Below are 21,697 nucleotides of genomic sequence, written 5' to 3' on the forward strand. Positions count from 1 at the left end.
TAGTGTCTGGACACATGTCTGGTAAGGCCAACTTCGAGTCCACCCGCCGGCGCCTGTCGGGGCAACAGGCTGAAACTGTCGATCGCTTGACTACCGCAGCGATTGCCATCCTGCGTACGCATGGGTTCTCCGACCTGACAATCCGTATGGTCGCGGGCGAAGCGGGGGTCGCGCCGGCAACGGCGTACACCTACTTCTCGTCCAAGAGTCACCTTGTCGCTGAACTGTTCTGGCGTCGCCTCGCCACACTCCCCCACGAGGCCAAGACGGACAACGCCCGCGAGACTCAGGTCTGTTCGGTCCAGCGCAGTGTTGCACTCCTGGTGTCCGATGAACCGGAACTCGCAGCAGCGGTCACGACCGCGATGATGGCCGACGACCCGGACGTCGAACATCTTCGCGCCCGGATCGGGAAGAACATTCGCGAACGCCTGGTCGAGGCATTGGGACCGGAACATGACGCGGACGTCCTGGAAGCGCTGGAAATCGCCTGGTCAGGCGCATTGGTGCGAGCGGGAATGGGATACGAGTCGTACTCGCAGATAGCGGATCGCCTCGAGATCACCGCAAAGCTGATCATGGCGGGCCACGACAATCTGAGCAGTACCTAAATCGGTGTCAGCTCACCCACCAACCACCGATCACCGACGCGTACGACGGTGACCTGCACGCGACTCGAACTCGACGCCGGTGCCGGCTGCGCAAAACTGGTGGTGATCTGATCGACGAACATCAGCAATTCGACGCGATCGAGCGCAACACCGAGCAACCCGACATCGACAACCCGTGCTCTGGTACTGATTCCCTGCGCTTTCGATTGGGGCGCAACGGAAGTCGCGGCAAACTCGACGAATTCCTCCTTGAAGGTTCCGGTCACTGCGTCAGCTCCGACGGCGAGATCACTGTCGACCGTTTCACTGGTGTACGTGAGCACGTCCTCCACCAGAGCGGGTGCCTGCGCCATCGCGTCCGCTCTCACCGACTCGAGCGCAGCGGCGTCGCGGTGAATCCAGAGCAGTGCACCCGCGACGATCGCGAGAACCGCCACGAGCGAGAGGGATATCGCCCGCCTCACGGTACGAACTCCACACTCGACATCAGGATTTTCCCGTCGACGTCCTCGACACCGATGCGCAGTCGATACGTGCGCGAGGTCGTCTCTCCCGCAGAATTGGCCACCTGGGCCGAGGCGGCAATCAGCACTACCCCCGTCGACCCGGTCTCGGACGCCAGTGCGGCAGCATCGATCCTTGCGTCAGAGTTCACCGATGCGGAACGGATCGCGTCGACGAACCCGACCTCGCCAACCAGATCCTCCGCGAACTCGCCCGTGCTGAGTGCACGCAATCGGTCCACATCCTCGTCGACGGTATCGACGTGAACGTCGATCAACGCCAGGGCTCCCGCCGTCGCCCCGTCCACCAGTTCCTGCCGATGGGCATCGCGGGCATGATCGGCGCGCATCGACACAGCACCCGTCACCACTACTGCCACCAAACCTGCAACGACCACCGCGACGAGCACGCGGCCGCGTGTACTCGCATGCCGCGAAACATCTTCGGTCGTCAGGGATTCGGTGTCGTCAACAACTGCTGCCACGAATTACCCTTTCCGATATCGGTGTGGCCGTACACAATCCCGTCCGGCCCGGTATACAGCTCGTCGGGAGCATTGGTTCCCGAAGCCACATACGGTTCCGGGCTCCGGCACGCCACCGGGTCCGGTGCCCGCTTGCCGGGAACTTCCATACACGGAATGTTCCGCGAACCACGCACCGCAAAAACCGAATCCGCCGGTACCTTGCAGAACAAGTCGGCCGGAGTGTCCGGAACGCTCGTCTCAGTCGGGTCACGGCGTTGATCTGCCGGTAGGTATCCGGTGGAGCAGGCCGCCGGGTCTTGAACCTGTAGATGGAAATTGACGTTGGCGGCGCCGTCGGCCTGTCCGCGTTGCACGACGGTTTCCTGAGCCGCAACAAGCGGCGGCAGTATCACCAGCACCTGTTCGAGTGACGCGTTGTAGGTCAGCGCGACTTGCCCGGTACTGGTCAGGTTGGCCAGGAGAACCGGCAGGGTGGGCCGTAGATCCTGGAACAAGAGCTCCGCTTCGGTCGCAAATCCCGGTCCCGTCGCGACGATGTTGCGTATCGTCTCGTCGGCAATCTCCAACTGCCCACTCACTCGCGCGATGCTCGACGCCCATGACCGGATCTGGTCTCCCGTGACAACTTGGGTCTCGAGAAGCGGGGCAAGTTGCTGCACGAGAGTTGTCGCGGGAGTGGTGGCGTCGGACAACTGATCGACAAACGATGTAGTCGAATCCAGCAGTCTCGCAAGATCTTCACCGCCGTCGGCAAAGGCCGCGGCAGACTCGTCGATGACCGCGCGCAGTTTGCCCTGTGGGACGGAGTCGAGCAATGCCTGTGCCTGATCGAGAACGGGTCCGATCTCCTGAGATATCACCGCGGACTCGGCGCCGATCACGTCACCGTCGGCAAGGAACGGGCCGTCCGCGGTAGCCGGCTGCAGATCCACGTACTGCTCGCCGATCGCCGATACGCTACGCACGGCCGCCACCAGTTCGGATTTCGGCACGGGAACTGAACTCTGCAAAGATAATTCGGCTTTCACGACATCCGGGTGGAGCTGCACCGATCGGACTTGACCGATGGTGTCACCGCGGTACGTCACATTCGCATTGCGGTACAGTCCACCGGCATTGGGCAATTCCAGCGTCACCGTGTAGCGCCCGATACCCAGCATCGTAGGAACGCGGAGGTACGCGATCGCGGCCACCGTCATGCCGATGACGGCAAGGATCGCGAAGATCACCAACTGTCGGCGCACAAGCTTGGTGAGGATCATCGTCCGCCCTCCCCTGCATCGACCGCCCCGTTCAGCGGAGCAGTCATAGGATCGACCGGGCCGCCGCCAGTCTGCGGAGCACCGAACGGGGTGCCGAAACCAAGTCCGGACTGCAATCGGTTGGTAGTGAGATCGATCAGCGCCCACAGATTGGTGTAATCGCCGCGCATCCCGTCGTCGATGGTGGTCTGAGGGAAGGGAAAGGTGCTCAGGTTGCCGAGGTTGTTGATCAGATCCGGACCTGCCGCGACAACCTGCTGCAACGTCGGCTCGAGTGCCGCAAGATTTGCGCTCAGATCATCTCGGGTGCGGTTGACCAGGTCGGTGCCGACGTCTCCGAATCGGCCCACGGAATCGAGGGCGGTGGTCAAAGTTGTGCGCTGATCCTCCAGTTCCGCCAATGCGGGAGCCAGCACGTCGAGCGCCTGCCGCAGTACGTCGCGTTGCGCGTTGATCTCCCCCGCGAACACATCCAGGTTCTCCATCGTGGTCACCATCGCGACGCGTTGCCGGTCCAGAGTCCCGGTCAATGTGTCCATCTGTGCGAGTAGATCGCGTGCCGATCCGGTGCGTCCACCGAGAGCATTGTTCAGCTCGGTGGTGATGGTGTGAATCTGCGCGAGTCCACCGCCGTTGAGCACTATCGACAGCGCTGTCAGAGCTTCCTCCGTCGTCGGGTACACACCGGCCGACGCCAGAGGAATGACCGAACCCTCCCCGAGTGTTCCTTGTGGTTCGACACCGACCGGCGGCGCCAAGGCAACATGCTTGGACCCCAGCAAGCTGGTCTGTCCGATCTTGGCCGTGGAGTTGGCCGGCAACACCACCGAACCATCGAGTGACACCGTCACTCGCGCATGCCAATTGTCGGACGTGATGGCGCTGATACTGCCAACCGTCACATCATTGACCATCACCGGCGAGTTCGGACTGATCGACGTAACGTCCGGCATCTCGATGACAACGGAAAAGCTGTCGGCGCCGCGGCCGGCGGCACCGGGCAGCGGCACCGAATTCAGACCGTTCCACGCGCAGCCGGACGCAAGCACGACAACACCGACGCAACAGATCTTCCGGATCATCGTGTCCCCACCTCCGGCATCAGCAATTGACCCAACCCTGCGGGAACACTCACGCTCGGGAGCGACGGCGCCGGCTTCAAATCCGGTTCGCTGTATACCAACTGATCCGGCGCCGCACCGAGCGCTCGGGTCGGATTGATGTTCAGATCCGGATAGTTCGCCCTGATGGTGTTCAGGAACGGTCCGAGGTACTCGGCGCACAACTGCGAACCCTTCTCGGAGGTTTCGTTTGCCAGTCCCGCGATGGCGCCGCAGATGAAGTCGATGGGGTTGCCGATGTTCTGGAAGGCAGGCACCCCGACCATCGCTCCTTGAGCCGGGCGGTACACGTTGTAATAGTTCGACAATGCCGTCGGCGCCAGATGCAGAAGCTTTTCGAGCCCGTCACGTTTATCCACCAGTACCTGGGTGACATCAGCCAAAGTGTTCACCTGCTCAGTGAGTCCGCTCCGATTCTGTTCGACAAATCGGTGCACGTCCCCGATCGCCGCATCCAGGTCAACCAAGGCAGGCGCCAACTGTGTCCGGCTGTCCGCCAACAGACCGGTCACCGTGGCCAGCCGTCCCTGGAAGCTCACAATCTGTTCGTTGCTTGCCGCCAGCGCTGTTGTGAAGGTCTGCAGGCCTCGGATCGTCCCGAACAGATCCCCGCCGCCCTCGTTCAAAGTGCTCATGGCCGCAGACAGTTCCGCGATCGAACGCCCTAACGCCTCACCGTTCCCAGCCAAGGCGGTACCGGTGGCGTCGAGGAATTCGGCCGCTGACCCTCGGGCCGTGTCGGACGGCCCCAATGCCTCTGCCGCCCGGCCCAATTGCTCCTTGATCTGATCCCACTCGACAGGCACAGCGGTTCTGTCGATTCCGATCTCCGCTCCCGGCGCCAAGGCGTGTCCCCCGTCCTCCGTCAACGCCGGGGTCAGCTGGACGAACCTGGCTGAGACCAATGACTGAGCAACGATCATGGCGCGTGCGTCCGCTGCGACGGGGACCGATCGGGCCAGTTCGAGTTCGACCCGCATCTTCTCCCCCTGCGGGGTTATCGAGGTGACCCGGCCGACGTCGACGCCCACGACGCGGACGTCGTCACCGACGTAAAGTCCCGTCGTCGATGCAAAATAGGCGGTCACCGAGTAGTACCGAAAGTGTTGTACGACAAAATATCCGGCCACAGCCAGCGCGAGCACGACGGCGGCACCGACACAACGCTTCACGACCATCAGCGAACCTCCGGTATCGGTAGCGGCGCAGGCGGAAGCCCGACAATCGCGTTGATCAACGGTTGGGTGTACTGGGCGGGAAGAAGGTTCTGGATGTACGAGTAGTAGAACGGTCCGCTCGCAACGGTGTCGCCGAGCGTTCCCACGTACGTTCCGAGGCCGTCGATGCCCTGGGCCAGGTTGTCCTTGTTCTTCTGGAGTATCCCCAGCACCGTGTCGAGCTTGCTCAGGACCGGGCCCAGTTGTGCTTCGTTGTCGTGTACCAACCCACTGAGTTGGATGGAGACCGCCGAGATGTCGGTGATGACGTTGCCCAACGCATCCTGCCTGCGAACCAGTTCACCCAGTAGCGCATCGCCGTCGACCAGAAGCGAGTTGACCTGCGGTCCGCGTTCCGCGAGGAGGCCGGCAACGTGATTCGCATCTGCGAGTAGAAGCTTCAACGTCTCGTCGCGGCGGTTGATACTGTCCGAAAGCCGGGCTACCCCGTCGAGCGCGGGCCGCAGGGAAGGCGCGCTGTCCGTCATCACTGCGCCGACCTCGTCCAACGACGCGGATAATTGGTCGAGGTTGATGTCCTCGACCGTGGTTGTGAGGTCACCGAGTACATCGGGCAGCGAGTACGCCGATCGGGTGCGCTCGAGTGGTATCTGTCCGCCCACGGGAATCCGGCCACTCCCGCCGAGATCGAGCGAGACGGCACGTTTGCCGAGCAGCGACATCGTGGTGATCGCCGCCGACGTGCTCTCACCCAGAGTGATCGAACCGTCGAGCGTGAAATCAACTCGGGCACGGCCTTTTTCGACAGCAATTCGGTCGACGGTACCGATCTTCACCCCGGCCGCGTTTACCTCGTCACCGGCAGCCACACCACTGGCGTCGGTGAATACCGCGCTGTAGCTCACCCCATTTTTCACGAACTGCAGATCCTGATACTGCAATGACGCCAGCACTACCGACGCGGTCATCACCATCCCCACGACGCCGACTCGCACTGCCTGCTTCTGCGCCATCTCTCTCATCGTGGTGCGCACCTTCCGGTCGTCTGGTCGATCAGGTCGACCGTCATCGGCGCGCCGTCTGCTCCGTCGACTTTCAGCGCGATCCCGCAGAGATAGAAATTGAAGAAGGATCCGTAGGCACCGACTCGAATCAGTTGTCGATAGTTCGACGGCATCGACGCGAGGATTCGGTCGAGCTCGCCTTGTTGCTCGACCAGTGGGTCCAGGCTCTGGTCGAGTTGCGACACAGTCCCGCTGATGTCGGGTCTGACGCCCGCCAAGAGATCTGCGAAAGTCTGTGCAGCGGTGTCGATGCTCGTCACCGACGTGCCGATCAGTTCCTTGTCCGACGCGAGTCCGCTGACCAGCTGTTGCAGATTGTCGAGCGTGTCGGTGAACTGTCCGCCCCGCCCCCGCACTTCACTCAGGACACCGTCAAGATTGTCGATGACCCGGCCGATGAGCACATCACGATCGGCGAGTGTGTTGGTGATCGAACCGGTATGTGCAAGCACCGAAGCGACTGTGCCTGACTGGCCTTGAAATACTTCGAGCAGCGACAGCGACAGGGCGTTGACCTGAGCTGGATCGAGCGCCTGGAACAGCGGTTTGAATCCGCCGAGCAACGCGTCGAGGTCCAGGGCCGGCGCCGTTCGCGTCGTGGGGATGGTCGCACCCACAGCCAAGGGCTGAGCGGCGCCTGGACTGTCGAGTAATTCGAGATACCGGTTGCCCACGAGGTCCTGATAACGCACGGCCGCCCGGGTCTGCTCCGTCAGAGTTTCCACCGAATCGACGTTGAACGTCACGTGAGCAAGGTGGTCGTCGCCGAATTCGACGGCACTCACAGTTCCCACGGGCACTCCCGCAATCCGCACTTTGTCGCCGGATTTCAGCCCGGACACATTGACGAATTGGGCTGCGTAAGTGTGCTGGTCGCCTCCTCGCATCTGCCCGAAGACCAGGACGAGTCCGGCATTGACCAGCAGCATCACTGCCACGAAGATGCCGAATTTGACGCCGTAGCCGCGCCGCTTCATCGAATCTCCGTTCCGAACAGGTAGCTGAGCAGGCTCGGCATGTCATCTATCGGCTGGCCGCCGTTCCATTGGCGCTCCGGTTCGAAGGGATTCACACCCGTATCCGTCACCAGGTAGGGCGCGTTGACATTCGGATCGCGCAACGGAAGTCCCATGCATTGCGGTCCACCGGTTGCCGCGACCTTCGGCAGATCTTCCGGGTAGCGGTACGGTTCGGTGCCTGCGATCAATCCGATCGACATCTTGATTCCCGACTGCCCGTTGTACGCACCGTCGCCGATTGCCTTACTCTCCTCGAGTCCGTGGAACATGCACGGAATCACCGGCGAGTATTCCTCGAGGAGTTCGGTGGTGGGCCGCATGAGCGAGAGGACCGTGTCGACGCCGTCGGCATTGCTCCCGAGAACATCCTCTCCGGTGCGCGCCAGCCCGATCACGCTGAGTAGCAGCAGATCCAGGTTCTCTTGCTCGTCGAGGACGGTGGTGCCGGTGATCGTGAGCGAGCCGAGGGTGTCCATCAAATCGAGAACAGCCGCCCGATAGGTCCCGGACACTACCGGAAGGTCGGCGAGAACTTCGTCGAAAGAAGCACCCGCACTGTTGAATTCGGCCAGCGACGCGTCTGCCTTCCCGAGTGCGACGCCCAACCTTCCCCCACGACCTTGCAACGCGGTGGAAATCGCCCCGAGCGTCGAATCGAGTTTCCCAGGATCAACCGTTCGCAGGACTGCCGTCAGCTTCTCGAATACCGTATCGATTTCGACGGTCACGTGATCCGCCTCGATGGTGGCGCCGGCCGTCAATCGCTCAACACTGGGATCCGCAGGCGGCGACATGCTGACGAACTTCGCTCCGAAAGCGGTATTCGAGGTGATCGTGACATCGACGTTGGCCGGGATCGACTCGAGCGCATCCGGATCGAGAAGAAGGGACAACGTCGCGCTGGAGTCGTCGGCCGGCGTGATCGACTCGACGGACCCGACGGTCACACCGGCCATCTTCACTCGCGCCCCCGGATCCATCACGAGGCCGGCCCGCTCGGCAACCACTGTCACCGGAACTCGCGTGGTGAACGACTGATTGAACGACGCGACCGCTAGCGCCACGACGGCAACAATCGCGCACACCAAGCCCAATGCCGCGAGCTTGTATCCGTATCTCTCCACGCGCGCTCCCCCTTTATCCGGACAAGTTGAAGTTGCCGGAACCGCCGTACAGGGCGAGCGACACCAGAAGGGTCACCGCCACGACGCAGATCAGTGACAGTCGAACTCCCCGTCCGACGGCGGTGCCCACCCCCGATGGCCCGCCTACCGCGCTGTAGCCGTAGTAGGTGTGAATCAGCATGACCAGCAACGCCATCACCAGAACCTGAACAAAGGACCACGCGACGTCGACCGGATCGAGAAAGGTCGTGAAGTAGTGGTCGTAGAGCCCGGACGATTGACCGAACAGAACGACCGTGGTGAACCGACCCGCGAGAAACGACCCGACGAGCGCCAACGAGTACAGCGGCAGAATGGCGAGCATCCCGGCCACGATTCGAGTACTCACCACGTACGGAACAGAACTGATCGCCATCGATTCGAGTGCGTCGATTTCCTCACTGATGCGCATCGCACCGATCTGCGCCGTCGAACCGGCGCCGATGGTCGCGGACAGCCCGATTCCCGCAATGACCGGCGCGGCGATGCGCACGTTGATGAACGCCGAGAAGAACCCGGTGAGCGCCTCGACACCGATGTTTCCCAGCGAACTGAATCCCTGAATCGCGATGGTTCCACCCGATGCCAGCGTCAGGAACCCGACAACGGCGACGGTGCCCCCGATCAATGCCAACGCACCGGTACCCATGCTGATCTCGGCGACAAGTCGCAAGACCTCTTTCGGGTGTTTGCGCAGCGCCCACGGAATGAACGCAATAGCTCGGACGAAGAACACCGCTTGCCGTCCGACATCGTCGACGGACCGCGACAGCCGGGCCATCCGTGCTCGGGTCGCCCCGAATTTTCCGAGTTCCGCCAGTGCCACGCCGCTCACCCCGCCGTCAGCCGGATACCCACCGCGGTCACGATGGTATTGACCACGAAGAGCGCCATGAACGCGTAGACCACCGTCTCGTTGACGGCCTCGCCCACACCTTTCGGACCACCACGGACGGACAGGCCCCGGTAGCACGCGACCAGCCCGGCGAGCATGCCGAACAGTGCGGCCTTCACCATCGACAAGGCAACTTCGGGAAGCCCGGTGAGCAACGTGATGCCGTCGACGAACGCACCGGGATTCACGCCCTGGAGGAACACCGAGAAGATGTAGCCGCCCGTGATGCCGATGACGCACACAAGTCCGTTGAGCAACAACGCGACTACCGTCGACGCGACAACGCGCGGTATCACGAGGCGGTTGATCGGATCGATCCCGAGCACTTCCATCGCGTCGATCTCCTCGCGAATGGTCCGTGACCCGAGGTCAGCGGCAATGGCGGTGGCTCCGGCGCCTGCCACGATGAGGACGGTGACCACCGGCCCGACCTGGGTGACGGCGCCGAGTGCTGCTCCGGCTCCACTGAGGTCGGCAGCGCCGATCTCGCGCAGCAAGATGTTGAGAGTGAAGCTCACCAGAACCGTGAACGGCACTGCCACCAGGACTGTCGGCACCAGCGATACCCGCGCGATCATCCAACTTTGTTCGAGAAATTCCTGCACCTGAAAGCGAGTGCGCACCAGTCCTACCGCAACGTCGGCGCCCATTTTGTAGAACTGTCCGAGTTGACGCATCGGCGCTGCGAGCGACACCCGCCCGGCGTACATGGTTCAGTGCTCCACGGGACACGCGGAATTGTTGCCGTAGTCGACCGTGAACTCCTTGATTCCGTTGATCCAGCCGGATGCCAACCGGCTGGGGTCGCCGAGTTTGCTGATGTCCGGCATGTAGTCGGCGATCTTGTTGAATATCAGGTCGATCTCCATCCTGGCCAGGTTGGCGCCGACGCAGTAGTGCGGTCCGGTACCACCAAAAGCCAAGTGAGGATTGGGATCACGAAGGATATCGAAGACGTCCGGATTCTCGAAGGCAGATTCGTCGAAGTTCGCCGATCCGTACAGCAGCACAACACGCTGCCCCTTCCGGATCGGAGTTCCGGCAATCTGGGTGTCCACCAATGCCGTCCGTTGAAACGACGTCAACGGCGACGCCCAGCGAATGATCTCGTCAGCCGCCGTGCGGGGGCGCTCACGCTTGTAGAGTTCCCATTGATCCGGGTGCTGCATGAACGCCATCATCCCGAGTGTTGTTGCATTGCGCGTTGTCTCGTTGCCCGCAACCGCCAACATGATGACAAAAAAGCCGAACTGTTCCGGCGTGAGGGCCTCACCGTCCACGTCCGCGTGCACCAATCGCGAAATGATGTCGTCGAGCGGTTCGGCCCGGCGAGCCTCTGCAAGCTGATAGGCGTACCCGAGAATCTGCGCCGACGCCATTCTGGACTCCCCGGCCATGGATTCGTCGTCGTATCCGGTCATCTGATTCGACCATTCGTAGAGCTGCCGCCGAGCCTCCTGCGGAACTCCGATCAGGTCCGAGATCGCCTGCATCGGTAGCTCACTGGCCACTTGCCGAACAAAATCTCCGGTCCCGGAAGCCGCTGCGGCTTTCGCGATCTCTTCTGCTCTCTCTTCGAGTCCGGCCCGCATCGCTTCGACGGAGCGGGGTGTGAACAAGCGCGCGACCAACTTGCGCAATTGGGTGTGCTCGGGCGCGTCCTTGTTGATCAGAACGTATTTACTGACTTCCAATTCTTCGGCGGTGATGTTGTCCTCATGTCGCGGGACGCACCCGTTGACGTTGTTGGAGAACTCCTCCGAGCGCAACGACACGTCACGCACGTCCGCGTGCCGCGACACTACCCAAGCGCCGCCGTCGTGGAAACCGCCGGTTCCCGGTTCCTGCGCGTTCCACCACACGGGCGCGCAGCGGCGAAGCTCCGCGAACTCTGCCAGGGGAACACGTTTGCCGTACATCCGTGGATCGGTGACGTCGAAGCCGTCGGGAAGGTTCAGCTCGGGCATTTCGGTTGCTCCTCGTTCAGGCAGGGCGCCGCGCGCGCCGAGACGGATTAATCGATGCGGTGAGCCGGCTCCTGACTGCGTGCGTATTCCTTCGCCCAGCGGTAGTCGGGTTTTCCGCTGGGCGCTCGCACCACCTCGGGCGCAATCCAGAACGCCCGCGGGATCTTGTAACCGGCAAGCTGGCTGCGAGTGTGTTTCTCGATGGACTCGAAATCCGGAACGACACCCTCGCGCACCCGGACCACGGCCGAGACCCGGCTCCCCCATCGTTCGTCCGGTAGCCCGATCACGGTGGCGTCGTAGATATCCGGATGTGCCTTGACGACGGCCTCGACCTCTTCGACAAAAACCTTCTCACCACCGGTGTTGACCACCATGTTTCCGCGGCCGAGCAGCGTGATGGAGCCGTCGTCCTCGATCCGGGCGCGGTCTCCGGTAACCACGGCTCGGCCGCCGTCCACCGTCCGGAAGATCTCTGCCGACTTCGCCGGATCCTTGTAGTACCCGAGCGGGACGTTGCCGAGCTTTGCCAGCCACCCCTCGGCGCCGCTGCCTGGCGTCAGAATCCGGTTGTCGTCGTCGACAACCACCGTGAACCGGTTGGAGCCCACCCTCGGTCCACCGCGCTGCTTCAACCCTTTGGCTGCGAATCCGATACCGCCGAAGCCTGTTTCGGAGGAACCCACGGAGTCGGAGATCATCAGATTCGGAAACACCTCGAAGAAAGCGTCCTTCACCGAGCCTGAGAACAGTGCGGCTCCGGAAGCGAGAACTGCCAGGCTGGACGCATCGGGCTGGAGTTCCCGGTGAGCTTCCACCAAGGGACGCCCCATCGCGTCGCCAGTGATCACCATGACCTGTGGCCGGTATTCGGCAACAACAGCCCACACATGTGCCGCGTCGAACCGAGGTTCGAAGATCACGGTATTGCCCGAGAACAGTGCATTGAAGGTCGGCATCAACGCCGACGTATGGATGAGCGGTGGCAGCATGCACCATCGCATAGGTTCTGCCGCTGCTGCGCCGCCACGGGATTGTTGGTACTCGTCGGTGATCGGCTCACCGGTGTAGAAATCGTAGCCGCCGGCCAGAACTCGCCAGATGTCCTCCTGACGCCACACCACACCCTTGGGCCGCCCCGTCGTTCCGCCGGTGTAGAGGATGTACAGGTCATCGCCACTACGCTCGCCGAACGCATCGCTGCCGCCACGTTCCGGAGAGTGCAGCGACAGCGCTTCCTCGTACGCAACCGCACCTGGCACGAGCGGTTCGGCGCCCGTCGCAAGCTCGTCCGGCACCAGCACCACGTGCTTGACCCCCGGTACTGATTCCAGGGACTCGGCCACGCGCGCCGAGTACCCCCGATGGAACACGAGGGCCTCGAGGTCGGCGTTGTCGTAGAGGTACACCAACTCGTCCGTGGTGTACCGATAGTTCACGGTGATCGGAACGGCACGAATCTTGAACGACGCGAGCACAGCCACCATCGTCTCGATCGAATTGTGCATCTGGATTCCGATATGAGTTCCGCTCCCGAAACCTACCGACAAGAAGTGATGTGCCAGACGGTTGGCACGCTCGTCGAGTTCGCGGTACGTCACTTCCTTTCCCGACACGATCAACGCGCGTCGATCAGGCATCGCGTCGACGGAATGCTCGAACAGGTCTGCAAAGGTGTAGGCCATGAACGATCCTTTTGAGGTCAAGCCACTCAAACTACGAAGAGAGGCAACGGAATTCCACGATCTTCGAAAGTAAATGCTGCGCCGCTGCTCACTTTGGTGATGGCGACCTCGACACATTCCGGCGCAGCGTCCGCCGTGGTATCGACCGTGACCAGAAGTCCGGCTTCGGAATCCTCGAGTACGCGGACTGTGAAATGTGGGTTCACGCCGCGTACCAGTGCCTGTAGCGGATCGAGATGCTCGGCGTCGATCAGAGTGGGCCAACCGCCGTCGGCGTCAACCAGGCCACTCCGCGACAGAAAGACTTCGAGACTCTTTCCATCCCAGTGAATTTCACGCTCGACGTACTGCTTCGGATTGAGCAACGGATGCAGCGCCAGGACCACCGCCAAGCCTTCCAGATCCTGCGGAAGACCTAATGCGTCGCGGATGCGCTGCGCAGCGACGCCCGCAATTCCGGTGAGTTGTTTGAGCGTAATTTCTCGCGCCTTGTCGGCACTACTGCGCCGGCGAACCGCGAGCAGAAAACCCAGCGAAAGCAGGTGGTGTTGAAGGCATACTTCCTGCGCAATGCGAACCAGCGCGGAGTGTGAGAAGTCGGAGAATCGCAGATCCGAGAGCAACGGTCCCGAGTAGTCGGCCGCGCCGTCCTCACTGTCGTCGATCGGACTCAACTCCACCGATACCGCAGCGCTCCGGCCGATCTGCTCGGTGTGGGACGTCATGACCGGCGGGACATGGCGCGGGTCGATCACCACTGTCCACGCACAGTGCGGGTGCCTGTCAGCGGGTTTGCGCGGGGGCCGATGGATCGGACGGATCTGCGCATGCGCGTTGGTGGCTATCGCCGTCGCATCGAACGTCGGATCTTCGATGTCATGACACATCGTGGTGACAAACTCGTCCCCCAGCGGTTCGACGTCCGTCAGAGCGCCGCAATGGTCGAGCCAGAACTCACCGTGTTGTGGGTCGTCCACGCGGTAGCGGAAATCCATGAACTGCGGCGGCGCTCCGATGTCGAGTTGCAGTCCCTTGAAAATGGTCACGACGTCGTCGCCCTGATAGCGCAGCGCCTTCTGCATCCGGCGGGTGTACCACGGACTGGCGGATTCCCATTCCTCGATCGCAACTTCCGCCATGCCTTCGCGGCCGTACTCCATGATCAGATGCGCCATCCCGGATCTGTCGATCAGCTGACCACACAGCAGGAGTTCGGGCACCAACACAGCCAGGTCGCCGCGCGTGAGCGTCTCGAAGGATCCACCGACAGTCACCGGACTCACCACAGCGGAACCGGCGAGGTACCGGCGCGATACCACCCTGGGAGTGGTTCGCCGGAGATCGATCTCTGAATGCGTGCCTGCATCCCCGTGGACAGTGCGTTGTTCTGGATCATCTCCATGAACAGTGCCGAGACATTTCCGAAGTCGAAGAAGTCACGCTGCCAGGACCATTGGAAGTTTCCGCCGTACCGGAACCAGCTGCCACCGATGCCGTAGACGGAGTAGTTACTGCCGTCGTCCCGTTTGGCGTCGGAGATCTGTTTCCACAGTCCGATGACGTTGCCACTGCGCTCGTCGATCACAAAGTCCTGATAGGGATATTCCCAGCCTTCGAGGCCGTTCATCTCGAGACCCAGCGCGACGGTACGGATCTCTTCTCGACCGACCGCCATGAAGTCCTGTTTGGGGCCGTAGTTCCAGCCGTAGGTCGCGTCCTCGGTGTACATGTCCGCCAACGGCTTCCAGTCTCCGGCGGCCTCTGCCTTCTTGTTCGCGTCAACCCAACGTTGCACCATCTCGTCGAGCTCGGCACGGTCGAATCCGGTCATGTGAACCTCTCCCTGGTCAGTCATCGACAATTTTCAGTGCGCCCGTCGGGCAGTACCGCACTGCCAGTTCCACTTCGCGTCTCTGCTCTTCCGGCAGCGCCTGATCGGATACTTCGACCTTGCCCCTTTTCGGAACCACAAAAACGTCCGGCGCTTCCAATTCACACGCGGCGTGGCCCTGGCACAGATCCAGATCGACCTCGACACGCATGGCTCATGCCCCGCTACGTGTATCGGATCGACTGCGCTGGCCGGTTCGCCGTCGATACCTGACCGAGCACGGTTGCTGCAATTGCACGACCATCTTGCTGTGATCGTTACGGTAGCTTTCAGACGGTTGGGTCATCTCGAATTCGTAGTCGCGCAGCAGAATCGAGAAGATCGCCTTGAGCTGCATCTGCGCAAACGCCGCACCGACACACCGGTGCCTGCCCGCTCCGAACGGAATCCACGTCCACCGGTTGACGATGTCTTCCTGACGTGGATCGATGTAGCGGCCGGGATCGAACTCGTCGGGATTTGGGAAGTCCTCGGGAATGCGATTGGAGATCGCCGGCGTCGCCGCCACCAGGTCGCCTTCACGAATCTCGAAACCACCCACCTCGAAGTCGCCGCGCGCCACCCGCAGCAAAATGATCAGCGGCGGGTGCAGCCGCAGAGTTTCCTTCACCACCGCCTCGAGCACCGGAATCTGGCGCAGTGCATGGAAACTGATGTCGGCGCCGTCGGCATACAAACTGTCGAGTTCCTCGACTACATCGGCCATGGCGGCAGGATGGCGGAGCAACTCGATCAAGGACCACGCGGCCGTGCCGGATGTCGTGTGATGACCGGCAAACATCATCGAAATGAAAATTCCGGTGATCTCGTCCGCGCTGAAGCGCAGCTCACCCTTCTCGTCCTTGACCGAGACCAGGATATCGAGCATGTCCCGGTCGTCCTTGCCGTGAGGCGGATTCGCAATTCGCCCATCCATGATCTCCTGTACCAGCGCAACCAAAGCGAGTCTGGCTTCGTCGCGTCGGCGAAAGCTCTCGATCGGTGCGTACGGATCGACGAAAGCGAGAGCGTCTGTGCCCTGTTCGAGTTCGTGATAAAGCTTGGCAAAGCGATCGTCGAGTTCGTCGCGGAACTTCTTTCCGATCAAACAGGCCGACGACGTGTAGATGGTCAACTCGGCAAAGAAGTCGAGGAGATCAATCTCGCCCTCGTCGCCCCACCCTGCCACCAACGCTTCGACTTCCGTGCCGATGGTTGAAGCATGGCCTTTCATCTGCTCGCCGCGCAGTGCAGAATTGTGCAGCATTTCCTTGCGCCGCTCGGGACTGGCGTCGAACACCACCCCCTCACCGAAGATCGGTTTCATGAACGGGTACGCGGCTTGCTGATCGAGATCCTCGTCGGTGGAGCGGAAAAAGAACTCGTTTGCCTCAGCGCCGGACAGCAGGATCACCGTCCGGTCGGCTAGCTGGAAGGCTCCGACGTCGCCGCACTCACTCCGTACCCGACGCATCAACGCGATCGGATCAGTGCGCAGTTCTTCCAGATGCCCGTGTTCGAGTTCGCCCCCGGATACCCGCGGGGGTTGCGGCAGTGTGCGCGGGTTCTCCTGTACACCGTGAGTCATGTCGTCTCCTGCGAAGTGTGAGTGGGACGAGGATTGAGTGGAGCTTCGGGCTGAACCTCCACCAGAACGAGGTGCGCGCCTCGGGGAGCGGTCACGACGGCAACAATGGCGTTCGCAATATCGGAAGGCCGCAGCATGTAACCGTGCCGCGCAAAACCCCACCTGGCCCACGATTCGCCGACGGGGCCGATGATCTCCGGCGTCGTATCCATGCCCATCCCGGTCAATGTCGGTCCCGGCCTCACTATCGAGGCTCGAATGCCGGTGCCTTCGAGTTCCATTCGCATCTGACGGCCCATTGCTTCGAGGCCGGCTTTCGACGCGTCGTATGCACCCATGAGTGGGCGTTGCCGGTCGGCGCAGTCCGATCCGATCAGCACGAAATCACCCCGTTGCCGCTCCCGCATGCCGGGCAGGATTCGGTGAGCGAGCCGTTGTGCACCCACCAGATGGACTTCGATCTGACGCAGGAACCGTTCGGGTTCCATTTCATCGGCGGCACCGAATTCGAGATCACCGGCACCTGACACCACGATTTCCACTGGTCCCATTGTCTTTTCGGCTGCAGTAACACACGCGTCCACCGAGCTGCCGTCAGTGACGTCGAGGAAATGTGCCATGGCTTCGCCGCCGTTGCTGCGGATCTTCTCGGCAATCGCCTCGCACTCGGATTCCCGCCGCGCCCCAAGAACAACGGGGTGCCCGAGCTCCGCCAGGGCATAGGCGGCCGCGGTGCCGATTCCTGACGATGCCCCGCTGATCACAGCGGTCCGTCGGGTCGGGTTGGGTTCGAAACGGGGCATCAGCGCACCTGCACCTTCACCGGCAGGGCGGCGAAGCCCCGCACATTTGTCGAATGGACTCTTTCGATACCCGCCTCGTCGACCTCGTAATCGCGCACCTGGCGGGCAAATTCGGCAAGGGCGATCTTCGCTTCGAGCCGCGCCAGGTGGGCACCGAGGCAAAAGTGCACGCCCGCGCCAAAACTGGCCAGCTTGTTGGCTGAATTCCGTCCGAGGCGAAACACGTCTGCATCGTCGAAGACTTCCGCATCGCGATTGGCCGAACCGATCAGGAGCAGCATCTTCTCCCCCGCTGGAACGGTAGTGCCGTAGTACTCGAGATCGACGGTCGTCGTGCGCGCCACGATCTGACTCGAGGTGTCGTAGCGAAGTGTTTCCTCCACCCACTCCGATGCCAGATCCGGATCACGAAGAACAGCCGCAATCTCGCTGCGATTGTGCGAACCCCAGTACAGGGCGTTCCCGAGCAGTTTGGTGGTGGTTTCGTTGCCGGCCACGACCATCAAGAACATGAAGCCGAGAATCTCGGAATCCGACAGTTTGTCTCCGTCGATTTCGGCGTCGAGCAGGGCTGACGTCAAATCACCGGTAGGCGAGCGACGACGCTCTGCAATCATGTCCTTGTAGTAGCTCATCAGGCTAATCGACGCGTCTACTGCAGCTGGTGGTACGTCGAGGACCCCGTCTTCCCGGTGCACCACCAGATCTGCTTTTCTCCGAAGCTCCGCCCGGTCCGGTTCCGGAACGCCCATCAACTCGGAAATCACGTCCATCGGCAGCTTGCCGGCCACTTCGGATATCCAGTCAAATTCTCCGGCGTCAAGTGCCGGGGCCAGGTGCGCCGTGGTGAGTTCGAGTATCCGCGAGTCGAGTTCGGCAACACGACGAGGCGTGAACCCGCGAGACACCAACTGCCGCAGACGCATATGCCGCGGATCGTCCATGGCAAGAAAGGACATCACGTAGTGCGCATGAGGCCCGTAGGCAGCCGGGTCGAGCGAAACACCGTTTGCACTGGAGAGTCGCTTGTTGTCCTTGAACGCATCCAGAACGTCCGAATACCGTGACAACGCCCAGAATCCGACGTCGTCGTTGTGGTAGATCGGGGCTTCGTTTCGCAGCCGTGTGTAGGTCGGATACGGGTCTTCGTGGAAGTGATAGTCGTACGGATTGAACATCACCGGTTCGATCAATGCTTCGGTCATGGATGCTCCAAGATCAGTCGTGCGGAAGCCTCCAGGCGTCCGGCAATGTACTCGTAAGTCCCATATCCCATTCCGGCCCGCAAAAGCGCTCCGGCATACAGCATTTCAATGGCCTCGATCCGATGTGGATTCACTACCGGATCCATCGCCGCGACCAACCTGCTGTGAATCTCGAATCCGATCCGATCGCGAAGATGCTCTACCTCGGGATCGGTTCCCAGCAAAGCGTTGGTCACGGCGGCTGACACCTGCGGTTCGTCGGCGAGCAGCAATGCAATGTTTCGCAGTACGGCAAGCACTCGGGCGGTGGAGTCCGTAGCGGTACCGTCCGGGCTCGGGAACGCCCGCAACCGGCGCCAGAAGACCTCCGCAACAAGATGTTCCTTCGACGAGAAGTAGGTGTAGGCGGTTGCCGCTCCCACCCCGGCTTCGGCAGCGACGGCGCGCACGGTCAAACCTGAATATTCATGCTCACGGAGCACGACGACGGCGGCTTCGGTAAGCCGGGCGACGGTGTCTGCCTGCTTCCCGTTGAGGCGTCGGCGAGTCGATTCGTAACCATGACTGGACACATGTCTGGACGTTACTACAGGTGTGTGTCCAGGGCAATGAAATCGCAATTTCAGAGTCGACGAGCCACATATTCGCGCCGGTCACGGCTGAAAACAACGCCCCTCACAGCCCGATCTTCATCCCTGCACCCGCATCAACCCGAAGTTGCTGACCGGTGACAAATCGCGATTCGTCCGACGACAAATACACCACCGCGTACGAGATGTCCTCGGGTTCGACCCAGGGCGTCGGCATCGCCTGCATGAAGGGAAATGTCACGGCGGCATCCTCCGCAGTCGGGTTTTCCAAATCCGGACGAAACGTCCGGTACATGGGCAGACTCTGGAGCATGTTCGTGTTCACATTTGTCGGGTGGATAGCATTGACCCGTATCGAACTCGGCCCCAGCGTCAATGCCAGCGACATGGTGTACGTCTGAATCATCTTCTTGGCCAAGCCGTATCCGTCTCCGCCCGGCCCCTGCAACGCTTGTTGCCCGTTGAATCCGGTCTGCGGAACCAGACCGGCCACGGAACCGATCGCAATGATCGACCCACCCTCGCCCAGGTATTCCAAACCCGCGTGGACAGTGTTCACGACGCCGAGAAAGTTCACGTCGAACGCGTCGACGAAGCCGGAATTGGACACATGCTTACCCAGTGGGCAGATCCCGGCGTTCGCGACGACCACATGTAGTCCACCGAGCGTTTCCACACCCTCTGCCAGCGCTTCTTCGACACCGGCCCGATCGCGAACGTCCACCTGGGCTGCCACGACACGCTGCCCCGTCTCCTTGACCAGCCTCGCGGTCTCGTCCAGGTCGTCTCGGGTTGCCAACGGGTACTCGTTGGATGCAATGTCCGCGCAGATGTCGAACGCTATGACATCCGCGCCTTCCCGAGCCAGACGCACCGCATGACTGCGACCCTGACCGCGCGCGGCGCCTGTCACCAGGACAACTTTTCCAGCAACTCTGTTCATCGGCTTACTCCTGCAATCGGATCGACATACGAAGGGAACCGCCCAGGGCCACAAGGTCACCGACGAGCAGGTCACCGAGGAGCAGGTCACCGAACAACGGGACACCGGATCGGGATATCTGGTGAAGAACCGTAGCGCCCGAACCAACAAACTTGGACAGTTTTCGAATTCTCGGTACCCAAATCGGTTCTGCCCGAAACTCATTGCCATGGACCGATGTGTGAACTAGAGTCCAGACATATGTCCAGAAAGGAAGAGTTCACACTATGAACCTTCGACCCACAGACAGTTCCGCACTTCTTGTCGACGGCAAACTCGTTCCCGGTTCCGGCGGCACCTTCGACATCCTGAATCCGGCCACCGAGGAAGTACTCGGACAAGCGGCCGAAGGAACCTCCGTCGACATGGACGCCGCAATCGCCGCGGCCCGTCGCGCCTTCGACACCACCGACTGGTCGCGGAACCACACATTTCGCGCACACTGCCTTCGCCAACTCTGCGACGCTCTCGAGTCTCACATCGAGGAGCTACGCGAGATCACGATCGCCGAGGTCGGAGCACCGCGGATGCTGACCAGCGGCCCTCAACTCGAAGGACCGATCGACGACCTCCGATATTGGGCGCAGCTCATCGAATCCTATTCGTGGCAACAAGATCTCGGAAATGCGACGCCAATGGGAGTTCCCACCCACCGCCTGCTGCTCAAGGAAGCTGTCGGAGTGGTCGGTGCCATCACGCCGTGGAATTTCCCACACCAGATCAACTTCGCCAAGCTGGGCCCGGCGCTCGCCGCGGGCAACACCATGGTTCTCAAACCCGCACCGGACACGCCGTGGTGTGCCGCGCTGGTAGGCAAGGTCATCGCCGAGGAGACAGACATCCCCGCCGGCGTTGTCAACATCATCACGTCGACGGACCACTCGCTCGGCACACAACTGTGCGCCGACCCCCGCGTCGACCTGATCTCCTTCACCGGATCCACCGCGACCGGGCGCACGGTGATGTCGACCGCGTCGGGCACCCTGAAAAAGGTCTTCCTGGAACTTGGCGGAAAATCCGCATTCCTAGTCCTCGACGATGCCGACATCAAAGCTGCCAGTTCGGTCGCGGCCTTTTCTGTGTGCGTCCATGCCGGGCAAGGCTGCGCCCTGAGCACACGACTCTTGGTGCCGCGCAGCCGATACGACGAAGCTCTTGCTGCCGCTACCCGCACCATGTCCGGCATTCGGGCCGGCGACCCGTCGGCAGCCGGAACCATCTGCGGCCCGTTGAGTTCCGCGCGCCAACGCGGACGTGTCGAAAGCTATCTGCAATTGGCGCGGGAGGAAGGCGGCACGGTGTTGACCGGCGGCGGCCGACCAGAGGATCAGCCCCGCGGATATTTTATCGAACCCACTTTGATTGCCGGACTGGAAAACTCGTCGCGAGTCGCCCAGGAGGAGATTTTCGGACCAGTCCTGGTGATCATTCCGTTCGACGACGACGACGATGCCGTGCGCATCGCCAACGACTCCCCCTACGGCCTGTCAGGTTCGGTGTGGGGCACTGATCCTGATCGCGTCAACCGCGTCGTCGCCGGTGTGCGCACCGGGACATTGAGCGTCAACGGCGGAGTCTGGTATTCCGCCGACGCCCCGTTCGGCGGCTACAAACAATCCGGAATCGGCCGAGAGATGGGACTCGCCGGTTTCGAGGAGTACCTCGAGACAAAGCTCGTCGCATCCCCCGCGTAGGGACCTCAC

22 protein-coding genes are annotated in these 21,697 nt (G+C 61.7%); 2 read left to right on the top strand and 20 right to left on the bottom strand.

Going from position 1 to position 21,697, the window contains the following annotated elements; translation table 11 throughout:
• Positions 1 to 14: 14 nt before the first annotated feature.
• Positions 15 to 611, top strand: a complete 597-nt coding sequence (locus FFI94_RS17325; RefSeq protein ID WP_138868925.1) for a TetR/AcrR family transcriptional regulator — start codon at positions 15 to 17, stop codon at positions 609 to 611.
• Here the strand turns inward: FFI94_RS17325 and FFI94_RS17330 are convergent.
• From FFI94_RS17330 to FFI94_RS17425, 20 genes are all read right to left on the bottom strand, one after another.
• Positions 608 to 1,075: a hypothetical protein gene (locus FFI94_RS17330; RefSeq protein WP_138868926.1), complete on the bottom strand. Its 468-nt coding sequence runs from the start codon at positions 1,073 to 1,075 to the stop codon at positions 608 to 610. The two genes, FFI94_RS17325 and FFI94_RS17330, sit on opposite strands and share 4 nt — an antisense overlap.
• Positions 1,072 to 1,599, bottom strand: coding sequence for a hypothetical protein (locus tag FFI94_RS17335; protein ID WP_260684173.1), 528 nt, complete (start codon positions 1,597 to 1,599; stop codon positions 1,072 to 1,074). Before FFI94_RS17335 ends, FFI94_RS17330 begins: the two co-directional genes overlap by 4 nt.
• Positions 1,566 to 2,864 (bottom strand): MCE family protein, encoded by a 1,299-nt coding sequence (locus tag FFI94_RS17340; RefSeq protein ID WP_138868927.1) that lies wholly within the window; start codon positions 2,862 to 2,864, stop codon positions 1,566 to 1,568. The genes FFI94_RS17335 and FFI94_RS17340 overlap by 34 nt, the downstream gene beginning before the upstream one ends.
• Entirely contained in the window at positions 2,861 to 3,946 is a 1,086-nt protein-coding gene (locus FFI94_RS17345; RefSeq protein WP_138868928.1) for an MCE family protein, read from the bottom strand. The genes FFI94_RS17340 and FFI94_RS17345 overlap by 4 nt, the downstream gene beginning before the upstream one ends.
• A complete protein-coding gene (locus tag FFI94_RS17350) occupies positions 3,943 to 5,163 on the bottom strand; it encodes an MCE family protein (RefSeq protein WP_138868929.1) in 1,221 nt (406 codons plus the stop codon). Before FFI94_RS17350 ends, FFI94_RS17345 begins: the two co-directional genes overlap by 4 nt.
• A complete protein-coding gene (locus FFI94_RS17355; protein ID WP_260684174.1) occupies positions 5,163 to 6,185 on the bottom strand; it encodes an MCE family protein in 1,023 nt (340 codons plus the stop codon). Before FFI94_RS17355 ends, FFI94_RS17350 begins: the two co-directional genes overlap by 1 nt.
• Positions 6,182 to 7,204, bottom strand: coding sequence for an MCE family protein (locus tag FFI94_RS17360; protein WP_138868930.1), 1,023 nt, complete (start codon positions 7,202 to 7,204; stop codon positions 6,182 to 6,184). The genes FFI94_RS17355 and FFI94_RS17360 overlap by 4 nt, the downstream gene beginning before the upstream one ends.
• Complete coding sequence (locus FFI94_RS17365; RefSeq protein ID WP_138868931.1) at positions 7,201 to 8,370, bottom strand: MCE family protein; 1,170 nt, start codon at positions 8,368 to 8,370, stop codon at positions 7,201 to 7,203. Before FFI94_RS17365 ends, FFI94_RS17360 begins: the two co-directional genes overlap by 4 nt.
• A 13-nt stretch (positions 8,371 to 8,383) precedes the next feature.
• Entirely contained in the window at positions 8,384 to 9,235 is an 852-nt protein-coding gene (locus tag FFI94_RS17370; protein ID WP_138868932.1) for an ABC transporter permease, read from the bottom strand.
• Positions 9,236 to 9,240: 5 nt separating this feature from the next.
• Entirely contained in the window at positions 9,241 to 10,014 is a 774-nt protein-coding gene (locus tag FFI94_RS17375) for an ABC transporter permease (RefSeq protein WP_138868933.1), read from the bottom strand.
• 3 nt (positions 10,015 to 10,017) lie between these two features.
• Complete coding sequence (locus FFI94_RS17380; protein ID WP_138868934.1) at positions 10,018 to 11,271, bottom strand: cytochrome P450; 1,254 nt, start codon at positions 11,269 to 11,271, stop codon at positions 10,018 to 10,020.
• Between the two features lie 47 nt (positions 11,272 to 11,318).
• Positions 11,319 to 12,956: an acyl-CoA synthetase gene (locus FFI94_RS17385; RefSeq protein WP_138868935.1), complete on the bottom strand. Its 1,638-nt coding sequence runs from the start codon at positions 12,954 to 12,956 to the stop codon at positions 11,319 to 11,321.
• A gap of 26 nt (positions 12,957 to 12,982) precedes the next feature.
• Positions 12,983 to 14,230, bottom strand: coding sequence for a hypothetical protein (locus FFI94_RS17390; RefSeq protein ID WP_397495454.1), 1,248 nt, complete (start codon positions 14,228 to 14,230; stop codon positions 12,983 to 12,985).
• 5 nt (positions 14,231 to 14,235) lie between these two features.
• A complete protein-coding gene (locus FFI94_RS17395) occupies positions 14,236 to 14,787 on the bottom strand; it encodes a nuclear transport factor 2 family protein (protein ID WP_138868936.1) in 552 nt (183 codons plus the stop codon).
• A gap of 16 nt (positions 14,788 to 14,803) precedes the next feature.
• Positions 14,804 to 14,998 carry a ferredoxin gene (locus FFI94_RS17400; protein WP_138868937.1) on the bottom strand — a complete coding sequence of 65 codons (195 nt, stop codon included), beginning with the start codon at positions 14,996 to 14,998 and terminating at the stop codon, positions 14,804 to 14,806.
• A 3-nt stretch (positions 14,999 to 15,001) separates the two neighbouring features.
• Positions 15,002 to 16,414 carry a cytochrome P450 gene (locus FFI94_RS17405; RefSeq protein ID WP_138868938.1) on the bottom strand — a complete coding sequence of 471 codons (1,413 nt, stop codon included), beginning with the start codon at positions 16,412 to 16,414 and terminating at the stop codon, positions 15,002 to 15,004.
• Positions 16,411 to 17,217, bottom strand: coding sequence for an SDR family oxidoreductase (locus FFI94_RS17410; RefSeq protein WP_138868939.1), 807 nt, complete (start codon positions 17,215 to 17,217; stop codon positions 16,411 to 16,413). Before FFI94_RS17410 ends, FFI94_RS17405 begins: the two co-directional genes overlap by 4 nt.
• Complete coding sequence (locus tag FFI94_RS17415) at positions 17,217 to 18,422, bottom strand: cytochrome P450 (protein WP_138868940.1); 1,206 nt, start codon at positions 18,420 to 18,422, stop codon at positions 17,217 to 17,219. The genes FFI94_RS17410 and FFI94_RS17415 overlap by 1 nt, the downstream gene beginning before the upstream one ends.
• Positions 18,419 to 18,994, bottom strand: coding sequence for a TetR family transcriptional regulator (locus FFI94_RS17420; RefSeq protein WP_138868941.1), 576 nt, complete (start codon positions 18,992 to 18,994; stop codon positions 18,419 to 18,421). The genes FFI94_RS17415 and FFI94_RS17420 overlap by 4 nt, the downstream gene beginning before the upstream one ends.
• A gap of 103 nt (positions 18,995 to 19,097) precedes the next feature.
• Positions 19,098 to 19,955 carry a mycofactocin-coupled SDR family oxidoreductase gene (locus tag FFI94_RS17425; protein ID WP_138868942.1) on the bottom strand — a complete coding sequence of 286 codons (858 nt, stop codon included), beginning with the start codon at positions 19,953 to 19,955 and terminating at the stop codon, positions 19,098 to 19,100.
• 266 nt (positions 19,956 to 20,221) lie between these two features.
• On the opposite strand from FFI94_RS17425, the gene FFI94_RS17430 reads away from it, so the two are divergent.
• Complete coding sequence (locus FFI94_RS17430) at positions 20,222 to 21,688, top strand: aldehyde dehydrogenase (RefSeq protein ID WP_138868943.1); 1,467 nt, start codon at positions 20,222 to 20,224, stop codon at positions 21,686 to 21,688.
• The last annotated feature ends 9 nt before the right edge of the window (positions 21,689 to 21,697 follow it).

Origin of the sequence: Rhodococcus sp. KBS0724, from assembly GCF_005938745.2 — a bacterium.
Classification (GTDB): Bacteria; Actinomycetota; Actinomycetes; order Mycobacteriales; family Mycobacteriaceae; genus Rhodococcus_F.

Coding starts and splice junctions, on each gene's coding strand:
- FFI94_RS17325 (WP_138868925.1), top strand. CDS start 15: ATGTCTGGTAAGGCCAACTTCGAGTCCACCCGCCGGCGCCTGTCGGGG.
- FFI94_RS17340 (WP_138868927.1), bottom strand. CDS start 2,864: ATGATCCTCACCAAGCTTGTGCGCCGACAGTTGGTGATCTTCGCGATC.
- FFI94_RS17345 (WP_138868928.1), bottom strand. CDS start 3,946: ATGATCCGGAAGATCTGTTGCGTCGGTGTTGTCGTGCTTGCGTCCGGC.
- FFI94_RS17350 (WP_138868929.1), bottom strand. CDS start 5,163: ATGGTCGTGAAGCGTTGTGTCGGTGCCGCCGTCGTGCTCGCGCTGGCT.
- FFI94_RS17355 (WP_260684174.1), bottom strand. CDS start 6,185: ATGAGAGAGATGGCGCAGAAGCAGGCAGTGCGAGTCGGCGTCGTGGGG.
- FFI94_RS17360 (WP_138868930.1), bottom strand. CDS start 7,204: ATGAAGCGGCGCGGCTACGGCGTCAAATTCGGCATCTTCGTGGCAGTG.
- FFI94_RS17375 (WP_138868933.1), bottom strand. CDS start 10,014: ATGTACGCCGGGCGGGTGTCGCTCGCAGCGCCGATGCGTCAACTCGGA.
- FFI94_RS17380 (WP_138868934.1), bottom strand. CDS start 11,271: ATGCCCGAGCTGAACCTTCCCGACGGCTTCGACGTCACCGATCCACGG.
- FFI94_RS17385 (WP_138868935.1), bottom strand. CDS start 12,956: ATGGCCTACACCTTTGCAGACCTGTTCGAGCATTCCGTCGACGCGATG.
- FFI94_RS17395 (WP_138868936.1), bottom strand. CDS start 14,787: ATGACCGGATTCGACCGTGCCGAGCTCGACGAGATGGTGCAACGTTGG.
- FFI94_RS17400 (WP_138868937.1), bottom strand. CDS start 14,998: ATGCGTGTCGAGGTCGATCTGGATCTGTGCCAGGGCCACGCCGCGTGT.
- FFI94_RS17405 (WP_138868938.1), bottom strand. CDS start 16,414: ATGACTCACGGTGTACAGGAGAACCCGCGCACACTGCCGCAACCCCCG.
- FFI94_RS17410 (WP_138868939.1), bottom strand. CDS start 17,217: ATGCCCCGTTTCGAACCCAACCCGACCCGACGGACCGCTGTGATCAGC.
- FFI94_RS17415 (WP_138868940.1), bottom strand. CDS start 18,422: ATGACCGAAGCATTGATCGAACCGGTGATGTTCAATCCGTACGACTAT.
- FFI94_RS17425 (WP_138868942.1), bottom strand. CDS start 19,955: ATGAACAGAGTTGCTGGAAAAGTTGTCCTGGTGACAGGCGCCGCGCGC.
- FFI94_RS17430 (WP_138868943.1), top strand. CDS start 20,222: ATGAACCTTCGACCCACAGACAGTTCCGCACTTCTTGTCGACGGCAAA.